The organism is Pseudomonas sp. 2VD, assembly GCF_005503585.1.
GTDB classification, from domain to species: Bacteria; Pseudomonadota; Gammaproteobacteria; order Pseudomonadales; family Pseudomonadaceae; genus Pseudomonas; species Pseudomonas aeruginosa.
Map to the genome: position 1 here is coordinate 1 of NZ_SCND01000053.1, position 23,893 is coordinate 23,893.

Consider the following 23,893-nt stretch of genomic DNA (forward strand, 5'->3'; position numbering starts at 1 on the left):
AACGCCGGATCGCCCTTGCCGGCCACCGCCGCCGCTTCCGCCGAGGTCAGCAGCGCGGTGCTCGGCACCTCCATCAAGCGGGCGCAAGCCGCCAGCACGTTGCCCCAGCAGGCGCGGTTGGCGAACTGCATGCCCGCCTCGTCGAGGGTGCCGCCGCGGTTGCGATAGCCGAGTACCGAGGTGCGCCGGGCATCCGGCAGGATTGGCCAAAGATGACCGCGCGCCACTTCCGCGCGCATATGGGTGAGTAGCACGCGGCGCTCATGGCTATCCGGGAACAGTCGTTCCACCAACGCCTCGTCGGCCACCGCCTCGACCTCCCAGCGATCGCGCGGCGCGCGGAAGCGTCCCGGCTCCTGCAGGTAGACCAGCCGGTAGGCCTGCCCGGCCTCGGCCAGACGCTGCGCGGCGCGGCGCATCTGTTCAAGCTGGTAGCTGCCGTTGGCGATCAGCAGCAGTGGATCGGAGCCGCAGCGCTCCTCGACCAGGATCGCGCCGTCGCGGGCCAGGCGCTCGGCCTGGACGGCGTCGAACACCATCGGCCGGTCGCGCTTGGGGATCACCAGGCAGGCCAGTTGCCCCCGGCTGCGGTAGATCGTCGGTAGCAGCGCCAGGGCGCTGTTGTGATCGGCCGGGAAGAGCACCCGGACCATGTCACTCATCTCGCCAAGCAGGGCCTCGCAGAAGGTGGTGTCCTGGTGCGACTGCTGGTTCTTGCCATTCTCCCAGGTATGCGAAGTAGCGACCAGCGGCCAGCCCAGCCAGCCGGCCGGACGCCCGACTTCCTTCTGCTGGCGGGCGAAGATCAGGGTCTGGCGCACCGCGCCGAGCATCTTCACGCAGAACGCCTCGTAGCTGGCAACCAGGTTGAGTCCGCCCTGGTTGGCCAGGCAGGCGGACACCACCGCCTCCTCGTTGAGCGCGGTGATGACCCGACCGCTCACCGATTCCAGTTCGCTCTCCGGCTCGCTGACCCGATGCTTGAGCGCCTTGAGCACGCCGCCGAGGCGGTTGCTGGCCAATTCGTCGGGATTGCCGACCCGGGCGCGCAGGTCGGGGTTGGCCTCCACCAGTTCGGTATAGAAGCGGTCCAGCGCGGCCATCGGCGAGCAGGGGTCGTCGCGATAGCGCAGCGGCGGGATGATCGGTTCGATGGGATGGCGCAGGGCCAGCGGGTTGTCCCGTTCGAGGGGACGCTCGCCGCGCTGCTCGGCGAACAGCCGGCGGGCCAATTCGAGAGCCTCAGGCTCGACCCAGAGTTCGTTTGCATGCTGGTTGAACAGTTGCCGGGCCTGTTCGTCGTTATGCGGATTGCCCGGCAGCGGCAGGTTGTGCGCGGCGTTGCTGCCGGCGCCATAGAAGCCGAAGCCCTAGACCGTCTCGGCGATGCCGTAGGGAATCGGCAGCGGGTAGCGGAGGATGCCGCTGTTCTTCTCCTGCACGCGCCGCTCCAGGCGCTGTTCCATCTCCCAGAGCGTACAGACGAAGGCGGCCGGGTCGCGCCCATCGAAGCTGATCGGATCGAAGCCGCAGCGGCGCAGATGCAGCTTGAAGCCCTCCAGCCCCTCATGGGTGCCCAGTTCGGTGCGCTGCTCGATGCGCCGGCCATTGGCGATCATCACCGGCAGCGCCGCCCCGCAATCCTCGGCTCGCCACCAGCGCGGAATCCAGTCGCTGCCGCGCTGTTCCTCGGCGGCACCATCGGAGAGGAACGCCACCAGGGTCTCGCCGGGCAGCGGCATGTGCGCATACTGCAATTCGGCGAAGCCGAGGTAGCCGCCCTCGGCGATACCGCCGGCGGTATGCGGATTCACGTGGCTGCCCAGTGGCGCCGCCGGTGCGCCGTTGGGGGCCTGGGCGTAGCCGTAGAAGTCCTGCAGCAAGCGGTTCAGCCCTTCCTCGCCGTCGGCATAGGCGCGCTCCTGCTCCGGGTGCAGGTTGCCGGTGAGGACGTTCAGCGCGTCGATGGCGGCCACGCAATGGCCCTGGCCCATCAGCCAGGCGCGAGTCTTGCCGGTCAGGACGTTGAGTGCCAGATAGCCGGCGTAGGCCGGGACCATGTTCAGGGCTCCGCCGGTGTGGCCCTCGGGCTGTGTCTTGAAATCCTCGGCCTGCAACGGCTGGCCGTCCAGGCGGATGCGCCGGGCGTAGGTCATGTGCACGACGATGCGCAGGGCGCTGGCGGTCAGCCGGTCGAGGGCGCGGAACAGCTGGTAGACGCTGCCCAGGTCCGGTTGCAGCCCGGCTTGGACCAATTGATGAGCGGTGCGGAACACGGCGGCGCGGGTCTCTGCGCTATGCTGGAGCGGACCATGGCCTTGCAGCCACGCGGCAAACGCCGGCTCGGCCGCCGCATGGGCAAGCAACTCGTCCTGACTGGGCAGAATCTGACTCATGGTGGGTAGCCTCCCTAGTGGTGCCTTGCAGTCTAGGCAGCACACGGCAAAGGGCGCTGACCTGCATCAAGCACCCCGCCCCCGATTCGTTCACCCTGGCCCTGTACGAAGGTTCCATGGCATTCCACGATCCCCGAAAGGTATCGGGGTGTCGACAGAGCTCTGACGGAGGAGGCTCGATGGCATCACTGACGTTTCTAGGCGCCGCCCAGGAGGTCACTGGCTCCTGTTATCTGCTGGAAACCCTCGATGGCGTGAAGGTCCTGCTCGAATGCGGCATGCGCCAGGGGCGCCGCGAAGCCGACAACGGCAACCGCGCGCCCTTCCCCTTCGATCCCGCGAGCATCGACGCGGTGGTCATCTCCCACGCCCACCTGGACCACAGCGGCCTGCTGCCGCGCCTGGCGGCCGAGGGCTTCAAGGGCCCGATCTTCGCCACCGAGGCCACCTGCGAACTGCTGGAACTCATGCTGCTGGACTCCGCGCACATCCAGGAAAAGGACGCCGAGTGGGAGAACCGCTGGCGCAACCGGATCGGCAAGCCGAGCATCAAGCCGCTGTATACCCAGGCCGACACCGAACGCGCACTCAAGCTGCGCCGGCCGATCAGCCTCGGCAGCACCGTGGCGGTCGCTCGTGGCGTGCGGGTGACCTTTCACAACGCCGGGCACATCCTCGGCTCGTCGATCGTCGAAGTGCAATTCCACGACCAGGTGCAACCGCGCCGCCTGGTGTTTTCCGGCGACCTCGGCAACACCTGCTCGCCGTTGATGCGCGCGCCCTCGCCGCTGAGCCGGGCCGACGTGGTGATGCTCGAATCCACCTATGGCGATCGCGATCACCGCGACAGCAACGACACCCTGGAGGAACTGGCGGCGATTCTCGACCAGGCGCATCGCGACGGCGGCAACGTGCTGATCCCGTCGTTCGCCGTCGGTCGCACCCAGGACCTGCTCTACTACCTCGGCCGCTTCTACCAGGAGGGCCGCCTGCCGCAACAGGCGGTATTCCTCGACAGCCCGATGGCCGCCCGTGCCAATGGCATCTACCTGCGCCACAGCAACGAGTTCGACGACCGCGACCGCGAGTACATTCGCGGCACCGGCACCACCCGCCTGGAGGAATGGCTGCCGGTGCTGCGCGTCACCCGCAGCGCCGACGAGTCGATGGCGATCAACCGGATCAAGAGCGGCGCGGTCATCATCGCCGGCAGCGGCATGTGCACCGGCGGCCGTATCGTCCATCACTTCAAGCACAACCTCTGGCGCCCGGAATGCCATGTGGTATTCCCCGGCTTCCAGGCGCGCGGCACCCTGGGCCGCAACATCGTCGACGGCGCCAGCGCGGTTCGCGTGTTCCACCAGCGCATCGCGGTCAAGGCGCAGATCCATACCCTCGGCGGCTTCTCCGCCCACGCCGGGCAATCGCAGCTGCTCGACTGGGTCGGTCACTTCGCCCACCGTCCAGCGCTATACCTGATACATGGCGAGCGGGAAAAGATGGAAGCGCTGCAAGGCGCGATCCGCGAGCGTCTCGACTGGGATGCCGAGATACCGGAGCCCGGCGAACGCATCGAGATCTGAGCCGCCGTCCGCAACTGTCACGCAGTCCGTGGCAGTATGCGGATGACCGCCTGTCCAGGGTGGTTGTAGAAGGAGTATGCGAATGCCCTACGAAGCCGATGACTATCTTTCCCGGCACTTCCAGACCAGCGGCACCGACCTGGCGCGGAAGGTCGACGAACTGGCGGCCCTTGCGGCTCCCGGCGACAGCCCCAATCTCGCGCTCTACCGCGAGATGCTCTTCACCGTGACGCGCATGGCCCAGGCCGACCGCAACCGCTGGGACGCCAAGATCATGCTGCAGACCCTGCGCGAGATGGAGCATGCCTTCAGCGTCCTCGAGCAGTTCAAGCGGCGACGCAAGGTCACCGTGTTCGGCTCGGCGCGCACGCCGGTCGAACATCCGGTCTATGCCCTGGCGCGCAAGCTGGGCGAGGAACTGGCCCGCTACGACCTGATGGTGATCACCGGCGCCGGCGGCGGCATCATGGCCGCCGCCCACGAAGGCGCCGGGCTGGAGAACAGCCTGGGCTTCAACATCACCCTGCCCTTCGAGCAGCACGCCAACCATACGGTGGACGGCAGCGGCAACCTGCTGTCGTTCCACTTCTTCTTCCTGCGCAAGCTGTTCTTCGTCAAGGAAGCCGACGCCCTGGTGCTCTGCCCCGGCGGCTTCGGCACCCTCGACGAGGCACTGGAAGTGCTGACCCTGGTACAGACCGGCAAGAGCCCGCTGGTGCCGATCGTGCTGCTCGACCAGCCGGGCGGCCGCTACTGGGAACACGCCCTGGAGTTCATGCAGGAACAGTTGCTGGAGAATCACTATATCCTGCCGGCCGACATGCGCCTGATGCGCCTGGTGCATTCGGCCGAAGACGCGGTGAAGGAAATCGCCCAGTTCTACCGCAACTTCCACTCCAGCCGCTGGCTGAAAGGCACGTTCGTGATTCGCCTGAACCACGCCCTGAACGAAGCCGCGCTGGCGCACCTGCACGAACACTTCGCCAGCCTCTGCCTGAGCGGCGGCTTCCAGCAGCAGGCCTACAGCGAGCAGGAACAGGACGAACCGGAGTTCCGCAACCTGACCCGCCTCGCCTTCGTGTTCAACGGGCGCGACCAGGGGCGGCTGCGGGAATTGCTGGACTACATCAACCTGCCGGAAAACTGGGACTGAAGCTGCCGCTCCGGCACGCGCTCAATCGTCGCTGCGGCCGTTCAACAGGCGGCTGATCGACTCCATGGAGTAACCCCGGTACGCCAGGAAGCGGCCCTGCTGGGCCTTTTCCCTGGCGTCCTGCGGCAGGCGGGCGAACTTGCGGCGCCAGACCTCACGCAATTGCGCACTCCAGTCGACCTCGCAGGCACCCAGCGCCCTTTCGATATCGGCGCGCGGCAGACCGCGTTGCGCCAGTTCCTCACGGATGCGCAACGGCCCATGGCCGCCGCGGGCGCGACTGGCGATGAAGCTTTCGAGATAGCGGGATTCGTCGAGCAGACCTTCCTCGGCCAGGCGGTCGAGGGCGGGATCGATCAACTCGGCAGACGCGCCACGCTGGCGCAACTTGCGGGAAAGCTCGGCGCGCCCGTGCTCACGGCGCGCCAGCAGATCCATGGCCGCCCGCCGCACGGCGACGGGCGTATCGAGCACGATCGCCATTGGCCTCAATCGGCTTCGGCGTCAGCCACTTCTTCGGCGTCGGCCTTCACCGGGCCGCTCTTGGCCAGCAACTGGTCGCGAATGGTCTTCTCCAGTACCGAACCGATTTCCGGATTGTCTTCCAGGTACTTGGCGGCGTTCGCCTTGCCCTGGCCGATCTTACTGCCCTGGTAGCTGTACCAGGCGCCGGACTTCTCGACCAGGCCCAATTGCACGCCCAGGTCGATGATCTCGCCGGTACGGTAGATGCCCTTGCCGTAGAGGATCTGGAACTCGGCCTGGCGGAACGGCGGGGAAACCTTGTTCTTCACCACCTTGACGCGGGTTTCGCTACCCACCACCTCGTCGCCTTCCTTCACCGCACCGGTACGACGGATGTCCAGGCGGACCGAGGCGTAGAACTTCAGTGCGTTACCGCCGGTGGTGGTTTCCGGGTTGCCGAACATGACGCCGATCTTCATGCGGATCTGGTTGATGAAGATGACCAGGCAGTTGGCGTTCTTGATATTGCCGGTGATCTTGCGCAGCGCCTGGGACATCAGGCGTGCCTGCAGGCCGACGTGGGCGTCGCCCATCTCGCCTTCGATCTCGGCCTTGGGTACCAGCGCGGCCACGGAGTCGACGATGATCACGTCGACCGCGTTGGAGCGCACCAGCATGTCGGTGATTTCCAGGGCCTGCTCGCCGGTGTCCGGCTGGGAGACCAGCAGGTCGTCGACGTTGACGCCCAGCTTGCCGGCATAGTCGGGATCGAGCGCGTGCTCGGCGTCGACGAAGGCACAGGTGGCGCCCTGTTTCTGGGCCTCGGCGATCACCGAGAGGGTCAGGGTGGTCTTGCCCGAGGATTCCGGACCGTAGATCTCGACGATCCGGCCCTTGGGCAGGCCGCCGATGCCGAGGGCGATGTCCAGGCCCAGGGAGCCGGTGGAGATGGCCGGGATCGCCTGGCGCTCATGGTCGCCCATGCGCATGACCGCGCCTTTGCCGAATTGGCGTTCGATCTGTCCCAGGGCCGCGGCCAGGGCGCGCTTCTTGTTCTCGTCCATTGAAGTCCTCGCGAAGTCAGGGCGGCCGGACGGCCACGAACAACTGTATAAGTAGACAGTATTATTCCACAGGGCAAGTCGCTCGCCTACCCCCGACGGGAAGAATGTTCCGAACGGTTGCCCGCAGGCGCGGCTAGCCCGGGTTCTCGCCGTTGCTCATGCGCAGCAGGCCGGTCAGCGCGGTCGCCACCGTCTGCCGGCGCACGGCGTCGCGGTCGCCGTTGAACTGGCAGCGCTCACTGACCAGCCGCTCGCCGTCGGCCCAGGCCAGCCAGACCGTGCCTACCGGCTTTTCCGGCGAGCCGCCGTCGGGCCCGGCGACACCGCTCACCGCCACCGCGAAACGCGCCCCGCTGTGCCGCTGGGCGCCGCGCACCATGGCCTCGACCACTTCCCGGCTGACCGCGCCGACTGCCGGGAACAGCGACTCGGGCACCTCCAGCTGGAGGGTCTTCTGGCGGTTCGAGTAGGTCACGTAGCCAGCCTCGAACCAGCCCGAACTCCCCGGGATGCGGGTGATCGCCTCGGCGATGCCGCCACCGGTGCAGGATTCCGCCGTGCTGACCTGCTCGCCCAGGTAACGAAGGCTTTCGCCGAGGCGGGCGGCCAGTGCGGTCAGGTCGGACTCCATCAGGGTCATCACTGTTCTCCAGGGTAGAAACGGAAAGGGACTACCCTACACCATCGGCTTTTCCATTCAGAAGCAGCTTTCGGACAAGCGCAACCGCGCGAAGGCAGCGAATGCGCGAACATGCGTGTTCCATCACCGTCCAAGGAAAGGCACCTCATGAACATCGCGCCACTCAAGGTCTCTCTGCTCTCCCTCGCCCTGCTCCTCTCCCCCGTAGCCAGCCTCCCCGCCCATGCGGCCTGCACCGCCAACCTGGCCCTGCAACCCGCCAGCAGCCTGCCCGCGCTCGGCGGGCGCCTGGTCTACCACAGCTATATGGAGTACGGGGACGGCTCCTCGAACCTCTACCTGCACGACTTCAAGAGCAAGAGCACCCGCCAGCTCAACCAGCCCGGCTGGAACATCGAGGACCCGATGAATGCGCATTTCTCCCCGGACGGCCGCTACCTGACCTTCATGGGCCGCCAGAATGGCGCCTGGCACGTGTTCGCCTGGGCCATCGGCGGTACCCAGGCGCCGAGCAACCTGACCGCGGCCATCGGCGGTCGCAACGAGGATCCGAAGTTCTCCTTCGACGGCCGCCAGGTCGTGCTCAAGCACGAGGGCGACATCCGCCTCGCCACCCTGGTCTTCAATGGCGATGGCAGCGTCGGCGTGAGCGCCTGGAAAGCCGTGACCGGCGACGGCTGGAGCACCGAGGAGTCGATGCCGTTCCTCACCCCCTCAGGCAAGTACGTGGTCTACGCGACAGGAGCCGGCGACAGCCTGCGGGTGGTGCGCAGGAACCTGGAGAACGGCCAGGTCAGCGCCCTCGCCACCCCGGCCGCGGGGGGCCGCGACTATTACCCGGTGGTACGCGACTATACCGCCTACTTCCTCTCGCGCACCCAGCCGGCCGGCAACGACCAGTTGGCCATGGTCGTACCCAACAGCCCGCCCGGCACCCCGGCGATCCTGCCGCTCAACCACTGCCAGGGCGACAATTCCGACGCCGCGCCGGTGAACGAGGACTACCTGATCTTCTCCAGCACTTCGTTCGACCCGACCTACAGCCTGCTCCTCGGCGACATCACCGCGGCGCGGGTCTGGCGTCTCGACCCGGCGCAGATCAACCTGCCCGACGGTCGGCAGAAGCTCGGCGCCAGCTATACCGCGGCACGCTGAAAGCAGCCCGCACAGGCGCGGACCTGAGGGTCCGCGCCGGTTCCGAACGGACCCGACACAGGCCGGTGAATCGGGTTAACATTGCCCTCTTTTGCACCGTCCAAAGCCCGCTTCCGAAGGCCCGTATGACCGACCTCTCTCAGCACACGCCAATGATGCAGCAGTACTTCAAACTGAAGCATCAGCACCCCGACCAATTGATGTTCTATCGCATGGGCGACTTCTACGAGCTGTTCTACGAGGACGCGAAGAAGGCCGCCAAGCTGCTCGACATCACCCTGACCGCGCGCGGCCAGTCCGGCGGCAAGGCGATCCCGATGGCAGGCATTCCCTTCCATTCGGCGGAGGGCTACCTGGCCAAGCTGGTCAAGCTCGGCGAGTCGGTGGCGATCTGCGAGCAGATCGGCGACCCGGCCACCAGCAAGGGGCCGGTGGAGCGCCAGGTGGTGCGGATCATCACCCCCGGCACGGTGAGCGACGAGGCGCTGCTCGACGAACGCCGCGACAACCTGCTGGCGGCGATCCTCGGCGACGAGCGCCTGTTCGGCCTCGCCGTGCTGGACATCACCAGCGGCCGCTTCAGCGTCCAGGAGATAAAAGGCTGGGAAACCCTGCTGGCCGAACTGGAGCGCCTCAACCCGGCCGAGCTGCTGATTCCCGACGACTGGCCACAGGGCCTGCCGGCGGAGAAGCGCCGCGGCGTACGTCGCCGCGCGCCGTGGGACTTCGATCGCGACTCGGCGCACAAGAGCCTCTGCCAGCAATTCGGCACCCAGGACCTGAAAGGCTTCGGCTGCCAGAACCTGACCCTAGCCATCGGCGCCGCCGGCTGCCTGCTCGCCTACGCCAAGGAAACCCAGCGTACCGCCCTGCCGCACCTGCGCAGCCTGCGCCACGACCGCCTCGATGACACGGTGATCCTCGACGGCGCCAGCCGCCGCAACCTGGAGCTGGATATCAACCTCAGCGGTGGCCGCGAGAACACCCTGCAATCGGTGGTCGACCGCTGCCAGACCGCCATGGCCAGCCGCCTGATGAGCCGCTGGCTGAACCGTCCGCTGCGTGACCGCGCGGTGCTGGAAGCCCGCCAGGAGTCCATCGCCTGCCTGCTGGAACGCTATCGCTTCGAGAACCTGCAACCGCAGCTCAAGGAAATCGGCGACCTCGAACGTATCCTCGCCCGCATCGGCCTGCGCAACGCCCGCCCTCGCGACCTGGCGCGCCTGCGCGACGCGCTGGCGGCGTTGCCGGACCTGCAGAACGCCATGACCGAACTGGAAGCGCCGCACCTGCAGGCGCTGGCCACCACCATCGGCACCTATCCCGAACTCGCCGAACTGCTGGCCAAGGCGATCATCGACAACCCGCCAGCGGTGATCCGCGACGGTGGCGTGATCAAGACCGGCTATGACGCCGAGCTGGACGAGCTGCAGGCGCTGAGCGAAAACGCCGGGCAATTCCTGATGGACCTGGAAGCGCGCGAGAAGGCCCGCACCGGCCTGCCCAACCTGAAGGTCGGCTACAACCGCATCCATGGCTACTTCATCGAGCTGCCACGGGTGCAGGCCGAACAGGCGCCGGCCGACTACATCCGCCGGCAGACCCTGAAAGGCGCCGAGCGCTTCATCACGCCGGAACTGAAGGCCTTCGAGGACAAGGCGCTGTCGGCCCAGAGCCGCGCCCTGGCCCGCGAGAAGGCGCTCTACGAAGAGCTGCTGGAACGCCTGATCGGCCACCTCGCTCCGCTCCAGGACAGCGCCTCGGCGCTGGCGGAGCTGGACGTGCTGGCGAATCTCGCCGAACGCGCGCTGAACCTCGACCTGAATCGCCCGCGGTTCGTCGAACACACCTGCCTGCACATCGAGCAGGGCCGCCATCCGGTGGTCGAGCAGGTGCTGGAGACACCGTTCGTGGCCAACGACCTGGCGCTGGATGCCGACACCCGGATGCTGGTGATCACCGGTCCGAACATGGGCGGTAAATCCACCTACATGCGGCAAACCGCGCTGATCGTGCTGCTTGCGCACATCGGCAGCTTCGTTCCGGCTGCACGCTGCGAGCTGTCCCTGGTGGACCGCATCTTCACCCGCATCGGCTCGTCCGACGACCTTGCCGGCGGCCGCTCGACCTTCATGGTGGAGATGAGCGAAACCGCCAACATCCTGCACAACGCCACTGACAAGAGCCTGGTGCTGATGGATGAGGTCGGCCGCGGCACCAGCACCTTCGACGGCCTGTCACTGGCCTGGGCAGCGGCCGAGGACCTGGCCCGGACTCGCGCCTTCACCCTGTTCGCCACCCACTACTTCGAGCTGACCGTACTGCCGGAAAGCCAGCCCGCGGTAGCCAACGTGCACCTGAACGCGACCGAGCACAATGAACGCATCGTGTTCCTGCACCATGTACTGCCGGGACCGGCGAGCCAGAGCTACGGCCTCGCGGTGGCCCAGTTGGCCGGCGTGCCGACTCCGGTAATCCAGCGCGCCCGCGAACACCTCAAGCGCCTGGAAACCACCAGCCTGCCGCACGAGATGCCGAGCCAGCAGAGCGGCAAGCCCGCCTCGCCGATGCAGAGCGACCTGTTCGCCAGCCTGCCGCACCCGGTGATCGATGAATTGTCGAGGATCAATCCCGACGATATCAGCCCGCGGCAAGCTCTCGATCTGTTATATGCATGGAAGATGCGGGTCTGACGGACTACCGCACAAGCTGCTAGAATCGCGCGCGCTTAGCCGCCCGCCTGAGGAGAGAACTAGAAAATGACCTTCGTCGTCACCGACAACTGCATCAAGTGCAAATACACCGACTGCGTGGAAGTCTGCCCGGTAGACTGCTTCTACGAAGGACCCAACTTCCTGGTCATCCATCCGGACGAGTGCATCGACTGCGCCCTGTGCGAGCCCGAATGTCCGGCCCAGGCGATTTTCTCCGAAGACGAAGTGCCGGAGAACATGCAGGAATTCATCGAGCTGAACAGCGAGCTGGCGGAAGTCTGGCCGAACATCACCGAGAAGAAGGATGCCCTGCCCGACGCCGAGGAATGGGACGGCGTCGCCGGCAAGCTCCAGCATCTGGAGCGCTGATACGCCAAGGCCCGCAAACAGCGGGCCTTTTCTTTGGCGACGAGTAAAACGGCAGGCAAAAAAAAGGGGCGGGGTATTACCCCGCCCACTCTTCAGTCCCTCGTCATCATCCTGATGAATCGCCTCCCTGGCGACGTCCCTTCCCCGATCCTTCGGGGTTGCGTGTTCCCTGTACGCAGGAGTGATATTAGCGATTCCCTGTGCTCCCGCAACCTGCCAGAAAACCCAGCGAAGCTTCTTCGGCAGCCATTTTAGAAAAATATATTCCTTTATTTTCAATAAGTTACTTAAATTCACCGAGTGTTTTTGGCAAACCTCCCGGGCATTTATCTACTTAGGCTCACACACTGTGTAAGTTAATGCTTACAAGAACAGACACAAAAAACCCGGCGAACGCCGGGTCTTCCGTGGGCCTGAGGATTTCCGTCACTGGAACAGCGCGTCACTCGACAGGCCGTTCTTCTCCAGGATCTCCCGCAAGCGCTTCAGCGCCTCGACCTGGATCTGACGAACCCGCTCGCGGGTCAGGCCGATTTCCTGGCCGACCTCTTCCAGCGTGCTGCTTTCGTGCCCGCGCAAGCCGAAGCGGCGAATCACCACCTCACGCTGCTTGTCGGTGAGTTCCGTCAGCCACTGGTCGATGCTTTCGCTGAGATCGTCATCCTGCAGCAGCTCGCACGGGTCGGTGGGGCGATCGTCGGTGAGCGTATCCAGCAGGGTCTTGTCCGAGTCCGGACCAAGAGAGACGTCCACCGAAGTCACCCGTTCGTTCAGGCCGAGCATGCGCTTGACCTCGGCGACCGGCTTCTCCAGCAGGTTGGCGATTTCTTCGGGGGAAGGTTCGTGGTCGAGCTTGTGGGTCAGTTCCCGCGCCGCACGCAGGTAGACGTTGAGCTCCTTGACCACATGGATCGGCAAGCGAATGGTCCGGGTCTGGTTCATGATGGCCCGCTCGATGGTCTGGCGGATCCACCAGGTGGCGTAGGTCGAGAACCGGAATCCGCGCTCCGGATCGAACTTCTCCACGGCGCGGATCAGGCCTAGGTTGCCTTCCTCGATCAGATCGAGCAGGGACAGTCCGCGATTGACATAGCGCCGGGCGATCTTCACCACCAACCGCAGGTTGCTCTCGATCATCCGCTTCCGACCAGCGGGATCGCCCTTCTGCGCCAGACGAGCGAAGTGGACTTCCTCTTCGGGCGTCAACAGGGGCGAGAAACCGATTTCGTTGAGATACAGCTGCGTTGCGTCCAACGCGCGCGTGTAGTCGATGTGCTTGTGTTGTTTGGAAGAGAAGGAAGTGGTGGCTTTTGGAGTTGCCCGGGGAGAAGGCTGCTCGTCGGCAGACGACTCGTCCAGCATGATGCCGGGCTCCAGGAGGAGCACTTCATCATCGTGGTCAAACTCCGGCCCTTCTTTTTTGAGTGCCATGTCGTTATCCCTTGCATGAGTTCGACTCAAGCCCGGGCGATTCCTTTCCCGCTGGACACGCCCGGACCCGCTCACCTACATGATGTGGGCGGGCGAACTCCCGGTCAGCGACGTGGCAAATATTGCAGTGGATCGACAGGCTTACCCTGGCGGCGAATCTCGAAGTGCAGCTTCACCCGATCGGTTCCTGTGGAGCCCATCTCGGCAATCGATTGCCCTACCTTGACCTGTTGCCCTTCCCGCACCAGCAGCCTGCGGTTGTGACCGTAGGCACTCACGTAGGTCTCGTTGTGTTTGATGATGACCAACTCGCCGTAGCCCCGCAAACCACTACCGGCGTATACAACGGTCCCACCAGACGCAGCCAGGACAGGCTGGCCCAATTGACCGGCTATATCAATCCCTTTATTCAAACTTCCGTTTGAGGCAAAACGGCCGATCAGAGTACCGCTCGCAGGCCATGCCCAACCGCCCACCGCAGGCCCCGCGACGACGGGAGTCGCGCCGCTGCTGGGTGGGGTCGTGGTCGAGGCCGGAGCCGGTGCCGGCTTGGCAGGTACCGACGTACTAACAGCGGGTGGAACCGGGGCAGGCTTGGTCGCCACGGGCGGAGCGACGACCGGCGTGTTTTTCGCGACGGGCGGTTGCACCGGTGCCCGCCCACCAAATTGGATAGCTTGACCGACCTGGATGGTATAGGGCGGTGCGATGCCATTGCGCGCGGCCAGGGCTTTCCAGTCCCAGCCGAAGCGGAAGGCAATGGAATACAGGGTGTCGCCGCGGCGCACGATGTACTGCCCGCTGGTGACCGGCGTACGCCGCGCAGCGGCAGGCGCGGAACCGTTGCGATCGACGACCTTGACCCCGCCGGGAGGCGACGACGAACAGGCGGCGAGAAGGGAACAGACGACGGCCCCGAGCAACAGGTGGCAGCCACCGTAGAGCCGAGTCCATTGCCGCAGGGTCGCTGCTAGCCTCAATCCTTCCCCCTTATCCATCTTCTTCGCTTTCGTTCAATCGGGCCGGCGACGCCGGCCGCCGGCTCAGGCGATCGGGCCGTTGAGCAGCGGGACGAAACGTACCGAGTCGAGTACCTGGCGGCTGAACCCGTCCTCGGTGCGGACGATCAGCATCAGTTGCTGGACCTCGCCGCCACCGACCGGAATCACCAGGCGCCCCCCCGGGGCCAACTGGTCCAGCAACGACTGCGGGACTTCCGTGGCCGCCGCGGTGACGATTATTCCATTGTAGGGAGCCAACGCCGACCAGCCTTCCCAGCCATCGCCCCAACGAAAGACAACATTACGCAGGTTTAGCTCCGCAAGACGCTCCTTGGCCTTGTCCTGCAACGCCTGGATCCGCTCGACGGAGAAGACCCGCTCGACCAGTTGCGCCAGCACCGCGGTCTGGTAGCCGGACCCGGTACCGATCTCCATGACCTTGTCCAGCGGGCCGGCCGCCAGCAGCAACTCGGTCATCCGCGCCACCATGAACGGCTGGGAAATGGTCTGGTTGTGGCCGATCGGCAGGGCGGTGTCTTCGTAGGCGCGATGCGAGAGCGCCTCGTCGACGAACAGATGACGCGGCGTGCGGCGGATCACCTCGAGCACGTGGGCGTTGGACAGGCCTTCTTCGTACAGGCGCTGGATCAGGCGCTCTCGGGTACGCTGGGAGGTCATGCCGATACCCCGGCGATGCAGGTCTTCAGACATCACGTCAGTCCTCCCAGCCACTCGTCGAGGCCGCCGAAGGCTTCGTGGAAGGTGCGGTCCAGCTGCAACGGGGTGATCGACACGTAGCCTTGCATGACCGCGTGGAAATCCGTCCCCGGCCCGCCATCCTCGGCATCGCCGGCCGCGGCGATCCAGTAGCCTTCCTTGCCGCGCGGATTGACCACCTTCACCGGTGCGGCGGCACGGGCGCGGTGCCCGAGGCGGGTCAACTGGATACCGCGTACGCGATCCAGCGGCAGGTTCGGGATATTGACGTTGAGCACGGTACGCGGCGGCACGGCCAGGCGCTCGTGGGCGGAGACCAGCAGGCGGGCGAAGTGCATGGCGGTGGGCAGGTTGTCCGTCAACCGCGAGACCAGCGAGAAGGCGAAGGCCGGCCCCTTCAGGAAGCGCCCTTCGATGGCCGCCGCCACGGTACCGGAATAGAGGACGTCATCGCCGAGGTTGGCGCCCAGGTTGATACCCGAGACCACCATGTCCGGCAATTCCTCCAGCAAGCCGTTCAGGCCCAGGTGCACGCAGTCGGTCGGCGTGCCGTTGAGGCTGATGAATCCGTTGTCCAGGCGCTGCGGGTGCAGCGGACGGTCCAGCGTCAGGGAACTGCTGGCGCCGCTCTTGTCCTGGTCGGGGGCGATCACTACGCAGTCGGCATGATCCGCCAGCGCGTCGTAAAGCGCGGCGATACCGGGTGCGGTCACCCCGTCGTCGTTGGCAATCAGTATGCGCATGGGTTTTCCGTCTGCCCTGTCGGTACCAGGTCGAGGATTTCACGCACCACTACGGTGGCGAAACAACCGGCCGGCAGGACGAATTCCAGTTGCAGAACATCAGGTTCGGGATAATGCCACGCCAGCCCCTGGATGGGGAGCCGCAGGATGCGCCGTTCGTGCGCCATGCCCGCCTTCGCCAGCCAGCGACAGAGCGCCGGCTCGCTCCCGGCCAGGGCCAGCTCGCGGTCGAGGACGCCGGCGCCGCTCGGCGGATCGCCCTCGCCCCAGAGCGGTCCGGTGGGGTGCAGGTCGAGGGCGGCCAGACGGGCATCGCGGCATTCTTCCTCGCCAGCGAGGAAAAAGCTGCGGCTGTCGGTGAAGGCCAGCAGGTCGCCGACCACTGCCCGGTTCCAGCTCCCCCCCGCGACCCGCTCGGCGAGCAGGCGGTTGAACAGGTAGCTGCGCCCGGCGGAAAGGAAGCGCGAACGCAGGTTGCGGTTCGCCGGCAGCAGGTCCTGTTCCGCGCAACTGCGCGCGTCGACCAGGTTGCCGCCGCCGTGGCCGAAGCGTTGCAGGCCGAAATAGTTGGGCACGCCGTCCGCGGCGATACGTTCCAAGCGCGCGTCGAGAACGGCACGCTCCGCCCGCAGCCCGGTCAGACGCAGGGTGAAGCCGTTGGCGGCGTGCGCGCCTCGCTGCAACTTGCGCGAATGACGGGTGCGGCGAAGAATCCGCAGGTCCGCGCCCTCGGCTGCGCCCAGGTCGGGATCGGCCTTGCCCGGCAGGTGCAGGCTGAACCATTGCCGGGTCAGGGCCTGGCGGTCCTTCAGCCCGGCGTAGCTGACGTTCTTCTGCTGCACGCCGGCGGCGCGGCCGAGGCGACGGGCCGCCTCCTCGGTGTTCAATCCGCGCTTTTCCACCCACAACCAGAGGTGCTCGCCTTCACCGCTGAGGGGAATGTCCAGCACCTCGTCGACCTGGAAGTCCTCGGCCACGGCCTTGAGCACCGCCTCGCCGCAGGCTGCCCCATGGGCGCGCGGCCCGAGCAGGTCGAGTTCGCCGAGAACGCTCATCGGGCCATCAGCAAAGCGACCGCATGTACAGCAATGCCCTCTTCGCGTCCGGTGAAACCTAGCCGCTCGGTAGTGGTGGCCTTGACGTTGACCTGGTCGACCGCGACGCCGAGGTCCTCGGCGATCGACCCGCGCATGGTTTCGATGTGCGGCGCCATCTTCGGTGCCTGGGCGACGATGGTGGCGTCGACGTTGCCGACCTTCCAGCCCTTCTCGGCGACGATGGCGACCACATGTCGCAGCAGCGCGCGACTGTCGGCGCCCTTGAACCGCGGGTCGGTGTCCGGGAAGTGCTTGCCGATGTCGCCCAGCGCCGCCGCGCCGAGCAGCGCATCGGACAAAGCGTGCAGCAGCACGTCGCCGTCGGAGTGGGCGACCAGCCCATGTTTGTGGGGAATGCGCACGCCGCCGAGGGTGATGAAGTCGCCCTCGCCGAAGCGATGCACGTCGTAGCCATGGCCAATTCGCATGAAAAAACGCCCTGGTTGGAATCAGGGCGTGATTCTACCCCGGATCGGGGCAGGCTTCAGGTATCGCGGATCAACCGTTGAGAACCTGGGCATGGTGGCGCAGGTGATCCTCGATGAAACTGGCGATGAAGTAGTAGCTGTGGTCGTAGCCTGGTTGCAGACGCAGCTCCAGCGGGTGGCCGGCCTTGTCCGCCGCATTGCGTAGCGCTTCCGGCTTGAGCTGGACGGCGAGGAAGTCGTCGCGCTCGCCCTGGTCGACCAGGATCGGCAAGCGTTCGGACGCACCCTCGAGCAACGCACAGGCATCCCACTCGCGCCAGGCCGCCGGGTCCTCGCCCAGGTAGCGAGAGAACGCCTTCTGGCCCCAGGGGCAATCGCTCGGATGGCAGATCGGCGCAAAGGCCGACAGCGACAGGTAGCGCCCCGGGTTGCGCAGCGCGCAGACCAGCGCGCCATGCCCGCCCATCGAGTGCCCGCTGATGCCGCGCCGCCGGGACACCGGGAAATGCGCCTCGATCAGCGCCGGCAACTCGTGCACCACGTAGTCGTGCATGCGGTAGTGCGCGGACCAGGGCTCCTGCGTGGCGTTCAGGTAGAAGCCTGCGCCCAGGCCGAAGTCCCAGGCGCCGTCGGGATCGCCGGGGACACCGCTGCCGCGCGGGCTGGTATCCGGCGCCACCAGTACCAATCCCAGTTCGGCGGCGACCCGCTGGGCGCCGGCCTTCTGCATGAAGTTCTCGTCGGTACAGGTCAGCCCGGACAGCCAGTACAGGGCCGGCAGCGCCGCCTCCGGCTCGGCCTGGGGCGGCAGGTAGATGGCGAAGACCATCTCGCAGTTCAGGGTCCGGGAAAAATGACGGTAACGCTGGTGCCAGCCGCCGAAGGTCTTCTGGCTGCCGATCAGTTCGAGGGAATCCTTCACGTGACCTCCGTGAAACAGTCGTGGCGAGCCGCAGCGCCCGCCGCGACGGCTTGTCAGTAATGAATGACGGTGCGGATGCTCTTGCCTTCGTGCATCAGCTCGAAGGCCTCGTTGATGTCCTCCAGCCCCATGGTGTGGGTGATGAAGGTATCCAGCGGGATCTCGCCCTTCTGCGCCTTCTCGACATAGCTCGGCAACTCGCTGCGCCCGCGCACCCCGCCGAACGCCGAACCGCGCCAGACGCGGCCGGTGACCAGTTGGAACGGCCGGGTGCTGATTTCCTGGCCGGCGCCGGCGACACCGATGATCACCGACTCGCCCCAGCCCTTGTGGCAGCATTCCAGCGCGGCGCGCATCAACTGCACGTTGCCGACGCACTCGAAGGAGTAGTCGACGCCGCCATCGGTCAGTTCGACGATGACGTCCTGGATCGGCTTGTCGTAGTCCTTCGGATTGATGAAGTCGGTGGCGCCCAGCTCCCTGGCGATGTCGAACTTGCCCGGGTTGATGTCGACCGCGATGATGCGCGCGGCCTTGGCCATCTTCGCCCCGATGATCGCCGCCAGGCCGATACCGCCCAGGCCGAAGATGGCAACGGTAGCGCCCTCTTCCACCTTGGCGGTATTCAGCACGGCGCCGATCCCGGTGGTGACGCCGCAACCAAGCAGGCAGACCTTCTCCAGCGGCGCGTCCTTGGGAATCTTCGCCAGGGAGATTTCCGGCAGCACGGTGTATTCGGAGAAGGTCGAGCAGCCCATGTAGTGGAAGACCGGCTCGCCCTTGTAGGAGAAACGGCTGGTGCCGTCGGGCATCAGGCCCTTGCCCTGGGTGGCGCGCACGGCCTGGCAGAGGTTGGTCTTGCCGGACAGGCAGAATTTGCACTTGCCGCACTCGGCGGTGTAGAGCGGGATGACATGGTCGCCCACCTGCAGGGAGGTCACGCCCTCGCCCACCGCTTCGACGATGCCGCCACCTTCGTGGCCCAGAATGCACGGGAACACCCCCTCGGAATCCTGGCCGGACAGGGTGTACGCATCGGTATGGCAGACGCCGGTGGCGACGATGCGCACCAGTACCTCGCCCTTCTGCGGCGGCGCCACATCCACCTCGACGATTTCCAACGGCTTGTTGGGGGCGAAGGCGACGGCGGCACGGGACTTGATCATCTGGGAACTCCTGAACGATAGAAGCCGGCGGGCCGCTAAGCGACCCACTGAAACGGAAAGTGTAGAAAACCGCGTTTCAAGGAATAATCAGGCAATAATCAAAACATTATTGCCATACAGGGACAATCCAGATGAATCGCTGGGAAGGACTCGACGAATTCGTCGCTGTCGCCGAAACCGGGCAGTTCACTGCGGCAGCCGAACGCATGGGCGTTTCCTCGTCGCACATCAGCCGCCAGGTCGCCCGCCTGGAGGAGCGCCTGCAGACCCGCCTGCTCTACCGCAGCACCCGGCGAGTATCGCTGAGCGAAGCCGGACAGACCTTCCTGCAACATTGCCAGCGCCTGCAGGACGCCCGCGACGAAGCCCTGCGCGCGGTCAGCGACCTCTCCGCGGAGCCCAAGGGCCTGCTGCGCATGACCTGCGCGGTAGCCTACGGCGAACGTTTCATCGTGCCGCTGGTGAATGCCTTCATGGCCGACTATCCGCAACTGCGGGTCGACATCGAGCTGTCCAACCGCCAGTTGGACCTGCTCCACGAGGGCTTCGACCTGGCCATCCGCCTCGGCCGCCTGAGCGATTCGCGATTGGTCGCCACACGGTTGGCGCCACGCCTCATGTACCTCTGCGCCACCCCGGAATACCTGCGCCGCCACGGCACTCCGCAGTCGCCGACGGAACTCGGCCAGTTCAATTGCCTGATCGGCAGCAGCGACCTGTGGAGCTTCCTCGAGGACGGCCGGGAAACCCAGCACCGGGTCCAGGGCAACTGGCGCTGCAACAGCGGCCAGGCGGTGCTCGACGCCGCCCTGCGCGGCTTCGGCCTGTGCCAGCTGCCCGACTACTATGTGATCGAGCATCTGCGCAGCGGCCGCCTGGTCTCCCTGCTGGAAGGCCACCAGCCGCCGAATACCGCGGTATGGGCGCTGTACCCGCAGCAGCGGCACCTGTCGCCGAAAGTCAGGCAACTGGTGGACTATCTCAAGGAAGGCCTGGCGCAATCCCATCCGGGACTCGCCGGGGAGAAAAACCTGCGCTGAAGCAGTAAGGCAATTCACCGCTGCGATAGACTTGGCGGTTTCCCGCTCCACCCGCTATCGATTCAAGGAAGTCGCATGTCTGCCCTCAATGCGTTTCGCCAACGCTACCTGGTGAGGTTCTGGTCGCCGCTGCCGGCGCTGGTCGCCCTCGGCGTCGCCTCCGCCTACTACTTCGCGCTCACCGGCACCTTCTGGGCGGTGACCGGCGAATTCACCCGCTGGGGCGGCCACGTGCTGTCCTGGTTCGGCTACCAGCCACAGGACTGGAGCTACTTCAGGCTGATCGGCCTTCAAGGCACGCCGCTGGACCGGATCGACGGAGTGATGATCATCGGCATGTTCCTCGGCGCCCTGTGCTGCGCCCTCTGGGCCGGCAACGTCAGCCTGCGCTGGCCGACCAGCAAACGTCGCCTGCTGCAGGGCCTGGTCGGCGGTATCGTCGCCGGCTTCGGCGCGCGCCTGGCGATGGGCTGCAACCTGGCGGCGTTCTTCACCGGTATCCCGATGTTTTCCCTGCACGCCTGGGCCTTCATGTTCGCCACCGTCGGCGGCGCCTGGATCGGCGTGAAGATCAGCCTGCTGCCGTTCCTGCGCACGCCGCTGAAAGTCGGCGCCACGGCCAGCGCCCTGCCCGACGCCGAAAGCCTGGCCCGACGCACACGCCTGCAGGCCCGCCTGGGCCTGGCGGTGCTGGCGCTCGCCGCGCTGTTCGCCGCCTGGCGCTTCGAGGTATCGCTGGTGCTGGGCATGGCCTGCCTGTTCGGCCTGCTGTTCGGCGGCCTGATCGAGCGCGCGCAGATCTGCTTCACCAGCGCCGCACGGGACCTCTGGACCACCGGCCGGACCCGCGCCGCCTTCGGCATCCTGCTCGGCATGGCGGCCGCCTGCATCGGTACCTTCGCCGCGATCCGCCTGGGCGTCGCGCCGAAGATCTTCTGGATGGGCCCGAATGCGATCATCGGCGGCATTCTCTTCGGCATCGGCATCGTCCTCGCCGGCGGTTGCGAGACCGGCTGGATGTACCGTTCGATGGAAGGCCAGGTGCACTTCTGGGTGGTCGGCATCGGCAACGTCATCGGCGGAACCCTGGTGGCGGTCTTTTGGGACCAGTTGGGTACCCGCCTAGCCCTGCCCTATCCCAAGCTCAACCTGCTGGAAAGCTTCGGGCCCGGCAACGGCCTGCTGTTGACCTTCGCCGGCCTGGCCCTGTGCCTGCTGCTGGTGCAACTGAACGCCTCCCGATTCACCCGACCGCGGAAACCGAACCATGAGCCAGACCGACAAACCGACCCTGTCGCTTGACCTGCGCGGCGAACATTGCCCGTACAACGCCATCGCCACCCTGGAAACCCTGGCGACCATGCAGCCGGGCGAACGCCTGGAAGTGGTCACCGACTGCTCGCAATCGGTCCACGGGATTCCCGAAGATACCCAGCGCCAGGGCTACAAATGCCTGGCGGTGGAGCAGCATGGCGCGCTGTTCCGCTTCCTCATAGAGGTGCCGCTGGAAAGCTGAACGAGCGAGCCTGCAACGACAAGAAAGCTGACCCGAGGGTCGGCTTTCTTGTGCCAGGGTTCAGTGCGGAAAACTGCGCTGCAGGCGCAGCAGGTCTTCCGGGGTGGTGATCTTCAGGTTGTCGGCGCGCCCTTCCACCAGCTTCGGCGCATAGCCGGCCCACTCCATCGCCGAAGCCTCGTCGGTGATCGCCACGCCGGCCACCAACGCATCGGCCAGCGCCCGGTGCAGGGCGCCGAGGCGGAACATCTGCGGCGTATAGGCCAGCCAGACCACCGAGCGGTCGATGGTTTCGCTGACCCGGCCGTCGCGGTCGGAGCGCTTGAGGGTGTCCCTCGCCGGCACCGCCAGCAGCCCGCCGACCGGATCTTCGGCGAGTTCTTCGAGCAGGCGGTCGAGGTCGCCGCGGGTCAGGTTCGGCCGCGCGGCGTCATGCACCAGCACCCAGTCGTCGGCCTGTGCCCCCAACTCCAGCAGGCGCAGCAAGCCGTTCAACACCGAGCCGGCGCGCTCGGCGCCCCCGGCGGCGCGCTGCACATGCCGGCTGGCGGCGCAGTCCAGCCCGGGCCAGTAGGGATCGTCCTCGGCCAGGCAGACCACCAGGCCCCTGAGCATCGGGTGTTCGAGGAAACAATCGAGGGTGCGCTCGATCACGGTGCGACCGGCAAGATCGAGATATTGCTTCGGGCGGTCGGCGCGCATGCGCGAACCCACGCCGGCGGCGGGGATCACCGTCCAGAAGGCGGGAAGGTCGGAAGTCGTCATCGGGAGAAGGGTCGTCAGCTCACTTGGCGAGCTGGTAGAGGGTTTCGCCGTCCTTGACCATGCCGAGCTCGTGCCGCGCGCGCTCCTCGACGGTCTCGGTGCCTTTCTTCAGCTCGGCGACTTCGGCTTCGAGAATCCGGTTGCGCTCCAGCAGGCGCTCGTTCTCGCCATGCTGGTCGGCGATCTGCTTCTGCAGGTCGCGCACCTGCGCCAGGCTGCCATCGCCGACCCACAGGCGATATTGCAGGCCCGCCAGCGCCAGGATCAGCACCACGAACAGCCAGTAGGGGCTACGTAACCTCAAGCCTCGAACTCCTTGAGAAGAAAAGGGGTGGCTCTTGCCACCCCTTCACCGTACCAGACTAGGCTCAGCCGCGGAATTCCGCGCGACCACGGTACGGCGCCTTGGCGCCCAGTTGCTCTTCGATGCGCAGCAACTGGTTGTACTTGGACACGCGGTCGGAGCGGCACAGCGAACCGGTCTTGATCTGACCGGCGGCGGTACCCACGGCCAGGTCGGCGATGGTCGAGTCCTCGGTTTCGCCGGAGCGGTGCGAGATCACCGCGGTATAGCCGGCGGCCTTGGCCATCTGGATGGCCTCCAGGGTCTCGGTGAGCGAACCGATCTGGTTGAACTTGATCAGGATCGAATTGCCGATGCCCTTCTCGATGCCTTCCTTGAGGATCTTGGTGTTGGTCACGAACAGGTCGTCGCCGACCAGTTGGACCTTGGCGCCGATCTTGTCGGTCAGGCCTTTCCAGCCGGCCCAGTCGGACTCGTCCATGCCGTCCTCGATGGAGATGATCGGGTAGCGCTGGGTCAGGCCGGCCAGGTAATCGGCGAAACCGGCGGCGTCGAATACCTTGCCTTCGCCTTCCAGGTCGTACTTGCCGTCCTTGAAGAATTCGCTGGAGGCGCAGTCCAGGGCCAGGGTCACGTCGTCACCCAGCTTGTAGCCGGCCTTCTCGACGGCCTCGGCGATGGCGGCCAGGGCGTCTTCGTTGGACGACAGGTTCGGCGCGAAGCCGCCTTCGTCACCGACGGCGGTGTTCAGGCCACGGGCCTTCAGCACGGCCTTGAGGTGATGGAAGATCTCGGCGCCCATGCGCAGCGCCTCGGCGAAGTTCTTCGCACCGACCGGCTGGACCATGAATTCCTGGATATCGACGTTGTTGTCCGCATGCTCGCCGCCGTTGATGATGTTCATCATCGGCACCGGCATGGAGTACTGGCCGGGAGTGCCGTTGAGGTCAGCGATGTGCGCGTACAGCGGTACGCCCTTGGCCTGGGCGGCGGCCTTGGCGGCAGCCAGGGACACCGCGAGGATCGCGTTGGCGCCCAGCTTGGCCTTGTTCTCGGTGCCGTCCAGCTCGATCATCGCGTGGTCGAGGGCTTTCTGGTCGGCCGCGTCCTTGCCCAGCAGCAGGTCGCGGATCGGGCCGTTGATGTTGGCCACGGCTTTCAGCACGCCCTTGCCCAGGTAACGGCTCTTGTCGCCATCGCGCAGCTCGAGGGCCTCGCGGGAAC

The 23,893-nt window shown here is 66.0% G+C and carries 22 protein-coding genes and 1 pseudogene; 8 read left to right on the plus strand and 15 right to left on the minus strand.

The window, feature by feature from the left end; translation table 11 throughout:
* Positions 1-2,396: pseudogene (locus tag FFS27_RS08725) on the minus strand (xylulose 5-phosphate 3-epimerase); the annotation flags it as partial.
* Positions 2,397-2,575: 179 nt separating this feature from the next.
* On the opposite strand from FFS27_RS08725, the gene FFS27_RS08730 reads away from it, so the two are divergent.
* The gene (locus FFS27_RS08730; RefSeq protein ID WP_003098484.1) at positions 2,576-3,979 is read left to right on the plus strand and encodes an MBL fold metallo-hydrolase RNA specificity domain-containing protein; all 1,404 of its coding nucleotides are present in this window, start codon (positions 2,576-2,578) and stop codon (positions 3,977-3,979) included.
* 82 nt (positions 3,980-4,061) lie between these two features.
* Positions 4,062-5,132, plus strand: coding sequence for an LOG family protein (locus tag FFS27_RS08735; protein WP_003092255.1), 1,071 nt, complete (start codon positions 4,062-4,064; stop codon positions 5,130-5,132).
* 21 nt (positions 5,133-5,153) lie between these two features.
* Here FFS27_RS08735 and recX read toward each other — a convergent pair whose 3' ends face one another.
* From recX to FFS27_RS08750, 3 genes are all read right to left on the minus strand, one after another.
* Entirely contained in the window at positions 5,154-5,615 is a 462-nt protein-coding gene (gene recX / locus FFS27_RS08740; protein WP_003109699.1) for a recombination regulator RecX, read from the minus strand.
* Between the two features lie 5 nt (positions 5,616-5,620).
* The gene (recA, locus tag FFS27_RS08745; protein ID WP_003092260.1) at positions 5,621-6,661 is read right to left on the minus strand and encodes a recombinase RecA; all 1,041 of its coding nucleotides are present in this window, start codon (positions 6,659-6,661) and stop codon (positions 5,621-5,623) included.
* A 133-nt stretch (positions 6,662-6,794) separates the two neighbouring features.
* Positions 6,795-7,301, minus strand: a complete 507-nt coding sequence (locus FFS27_RS08750) for a CinA family protein (protein WP_003092262.1) — start codon at positions 7,299-7,301, stop codon at positions 6,795-6,797.
* Positions 7,302-7,448: 147 nt separating this feature from the next.
* On the opposite strand from FFS27_RS08750, the gene FFS27_RS08755 reads away from it, so the two are divergent.
* The 3 genes from FFS27_RS08755 (at position 7,449) to fdxA (ending at position 11,539) form a co-directional block, all read left to right on the plus strand.
* Positions 7,449-8,456: a TolB family protein gene (locus FFS27_RS08755; protein ID WP_021265158.1), complete on the plus strand. Its 1,008-nt coding sequence runs from the start codon at positions 7,449-7,451 to the stop codon at positions 8,454-8,456.
* A 125-nt stretch (positions 8,457-8,581) separates the two neighbouring features.
* Positions 8,582-11,149 carry a DNA mismatch repair protein MutS gene (gene mutS, locus FFS27_RS08765; protein WP_003122151.1) on the plus strand — a complete coding sequence of 856 codons (2,568 nt, stop codon included), beginning with the start codon at positions 8,582-8,584 and terminating at the stop codon, positions 11,147-11,149.
* A gap of 66 nt (positions 11,150-11,215) precedes the next feature.
* The gene (gene fdxA, locus FFS27_RS08770) at positions 11,216-11,539 is read left to right on the plus strand and encodes a ferredoxin FdxA (protein WP_003092272.1); all 324 of its coding nucleotides are present in this window, start codon (positions 11,216-11,218) and stop codon (positions 11,537-11,539) included.
* A gap of 426 nt (positions 11,540-11,965) precedes the next feature.
* Here fdxA and rpoS read toward each other — a convergent pair whose 3' ends face one another.
* From rpoS to FFS27_RS08810, 8 genes are all read right to left on the minus strand, one after another.
* Positions 11,966-12,970, minus strand: a complete 1,005-nt coding sequence (gene rpoS, locus FFS27_RS08775) for an RNA polymerase sigma factor RpoS (protein ID WP_003113871.1) — start codon at positions 12,968-12,970, stop codon at positions 11,966-11,968.
* Positions 12,971-13,074: 104 nt separating this feature from the next.
* A complete protein-coding gene (locus FFS27_RS08780; RefSeq protein ID WP_021265159.1) occupies positions 13,075-13,968 on the minus strand; it encodes a peptidoglycan DD-metalloendopeptidase family protein in 894 nt (297 codons plus the stop codon).
* Between the two features lie 45 nt (positions 13,969-14,013).
* Complete coding sequence (locus FFS27_RS08785; protein ID WP_003098558.1) at positions 14,014-14,649, minus strand: protein-L-isoaspartate(D-aspartate) O-methyltransferase; 636 nt, start codon at positions 14,647-14,649, stop codon at positions 14,014-14,016.
* 32 nt (positions 14,650-14,681) lie between these two features.
* Entirely contained in the window at positions 14,682-15,431 is a 750-nt protein-coding gene (surE, locus tag FFS27_RS08790; RefSeq protein WP_003092341.1) for a 5'/3'-nucleotidase SurE, read from the minus strand.
* The gene (gene truD, locus FFS27_RS08795; protein WP_023100864.1) at positions 15,419-16,486 is read right to left on the minus strand and encodes a tRNA pseudouridine(13) synthase TruD; all 1,068 of its coding nucleotides are present in this window, start codon (positions 16,484-16,486) and stop codon (positions 15,419-15,421) included. The genes surE and truD overlap by 13 nt, the downstream gene beginning before the upstream one ends.
* The gene (ispF, locus tag FFS27_RS08800; protein WP_003092346.1) at positions 16,483-16,956 is read right to left on the minus strand and encodes a 2-C-methyl-D-erythritol 2,4-cyclodiphosphate synthase; all 474 of its coding nucleotides are present in this window, start codon (positions 16,954-16,956) and stop codon (positions 16,483-16,485) included. Before ispF ends, truD begins: the two co-directional genes overlap by 4 nt.
* A 70-nt stretch (positions 16,957-17,026) precedes the next feature.
* Positions 17,027-17,878 (minus strand): S-formylglutathione hydrolase, encoded by an 852-nt coding sequence (fghA, locus tag FFS27_RS08805; protein ID WP_003163269.1) that lies wholly within the window; start codon positions 17,876-17,878, stop codon positions 17,027-17,029.
* A 53-nt stretch (positions 17,879-17,931) separates the two neighbouring features.
* A complete protein-coding gene (locus tag FFS27_RS08810; protein WP_003092351.1) occupies positions 17,932-19,044 on the minus strand; it encodes an S-(hydroxymethyl)glutathione dehydrogenase/class III alcohol dehydrogenase in 1,113 nt (370 codons plus the stop codon).
* Between the two features lie 131 nt (positions 19,045-19,175).
* Here FFS27_RS08810 and gfnR point away from each other — a divergent pair, with 131 nt between their 5' ends.
* The 3 genes from gfnR to yedF all read left to right on the plus strand — a co-directional run bounded on the left by gfnR (position 19,176) and on the right by yedF (position 21,600).
* The gene (gene gfnR / locus FFS27_RS08815) at positions 19,176-20,084 is read left to right on the plus strand and encodes a glutathione-dependent formaldehyde neutralization regulator (protein WP_003092354.1); all 909 of its coding nucleotides are present in this window, start codon (positions 19,176-19,178) and stop codon (positions 20,082-20,084) included.
* Positions 20,085-20,159: 75 nt separating this feature from the next.
* Positions 20,160-21,386 (plus strand): selenium metabolism membrane protein YedE/FdhT, encoded by a 1,227-nt coding sequence (gene yedE, locus FFS27_RS08820; RefSeq protein WP_003092355.1) that lies wholly within the window; start codon positions 20,160-20,162, stop codon positions 21,384-21,386.
* On the plus strand, positions 21,352-21,600 hold the full coding sequence (gene yedF / locus FFS27_RS08825) for a sulfurtransferase-like selenium metabolism protein YedF (protein WP_003092358.1): 249 nt from the start codon (positions 21,352-21,354) through the stop codon (positions 21,598-21,600). Before yedE ends, yedF begins: the two co-directional genes overlap by 35 nt.
* 60 nt (positions 21,601-21,660) lie before the next feature.
* Here yedF and ispD read toward each other — a convergent pair whose 3' ends face one another.
* The 3 genes from ispD to eno form a co-directional block, all read right to left on the minus strand.
* A complete protein-coding gene (gene ispD, locus FFS27_RS08830) occupies positions 21,661-22,365 on the minus strand; it encodes a 2-C-methyl-D-erythritol 4-phosphate cytidylyltransferase (RefSeq protein WP_003092359.1) in 705 nt (234 codons plus the stop codon).
* Positions 22,366-22,384: 19 nt separating this feature from the next.
* A complete protein-coding gene (gene ftsB, locus FFS27_RS08835; protein WP_003098569.1) occupies positions 22,385-22,669 on the minus strand; it encodes a cell division protein FtsB in 285 nt (94 codons plus the stop codon).
* A gap of 64 nt (positions 22,670-22,733) precedes the next feature.
* On the minus strand, positions 22,734-23,893 hold a 1,160-nt coding region (eno, locus tag FFS27_RS08840; RefSeq protein ID WP_137951975.1), incomplete at its 5' end, for a phosphopyruvate hydratase.

Bases quoted from the DNA above. Each gene is read 5' to 3' on its own strand.
- FFS27_RS08780 (WP_021265159.1), bottom strand. From the start codon at position 13,968: ATGGATAAGGGGGAAGGATTGAGGCTAGCAGCGACCCTGCGGCAATGG.
- FFS27_RS08810 (WP_003092351.1), bottom strand. From the start codon at position 19,044: ATGATCAAGTCCCGTGCCGCCGTCGCCTTCGCCCCCAACAAGCCGTTG.
- fdxA (WP_003092272.1), top strand. From the start codon at position 11,216: ATGACCTTCGTCGTCACCGACAACTGCATCAAGTGCAAATACACCGAC.
- FFS27_RS08735 (WP_003092255.1), top strand. From the start codon at position 4,062: ATGCCCTACGAAGCCGATGACTATCTTTCCCGGCACTTCCAGACCAGC.
- ispD (WP_003092359.1), bottom strand. From the start codon at position 22,365: ATGACGACTTCCGACCTTCCCGCCTTCTGGACGGTGATCCCCGCCGCC.
- truD (WP_023100864.1), bottom strand. From the start codon at position 16,486: ATGAGCGTTCTCGGCGAACTCGACCTGCTCGGGCCGCGCGCCCATGGG.
- FFS27_RS08730 (WP_003098484.1), top strand. From the start codon at position 2,576: ATGGCATCACTGACGTTTCTAGGCGCCGCCCAGGAGGTCACTGGCTCC.
- yedE (WP_003092355.1), top strand. From the start codon at position 20,160: ATGTCTGCCCTCAATGCGTTTCGCCAACGCTACCTGGTGAGGTTCTGG.
- mutS (WP_003122151.1), top strand. From the start codon at position 8,582: ATGACCGACCTCTCTCAGCACACGCCAATGATGCAGCAGTACTTCAAA.
- rpoS (WP_003113871.1), bottom strand. From the start codon at position 12,970: ATGGCACTCAAAAAAGAAGGGCCGGAGTTTGACCACGATGATGAAGTG.
- ispF (WP_003092346.1), bottom strand. From the start codon at position 16,956: ATGCGAATTGGCCATGGCTACGACGTGCATCGCTTCGGCGAGGGCGAC.
- FFS27_RS08785 (WP_003098558.1), bottom strand. From the start codon at position 14,649: ATGACCTCCCAGCGTACCCGAGAGCGCCTGATCCAGCGCCTGTACGAA.
- surE (WP_003092341.1), bottom strand. From the start codon at position 15,431: ATGCGCATACTGATTGCCAACGACGACGGGGTGACCGCACCCGGTATC.
- FFS27_RS08755 (WP_021265158.1), top strand. From the start codon at position 7,449: ATGAACATCGCGCCACTCAAGGTCTCTCTGCTCTCCCTCGCCCTGCTC.
- yedF (WP_003092358.1), top strand. From the start codon at position 21,352: ATGAGCCAGACCGACAAACCGACCCTGTCGCTTGACCTGCGCGGCGAA.
- gfnR (WP_003092354.1), top strand. From the start codon at position 19,176: ATGAATCGCTGGGAAGGACTCGACGAATTCGTCGCTGTCGCCGAAACC.
- FFS27_RS08750 (WP_003092262.1), bottom strand. From the start codon at position 7,301: ATGACCCTGATGGAGTCCGACCTGACCGCACTGGCCGCCCGCCTCGGC.
- recA (WP_003092260.1), bottom strand. From the start codon at position 6,661: ATGGACGAGAACAAGAAGCGCGCCCTGGCCGCGGCCCTGGGACAGATC.
- recX (WP_003109699.1), bottom strand. From the start codon at position 5,615: ATGGCGATCGTGCTCGATACGCCCGTCGCCGTGCGGCGGGCGGCCATG.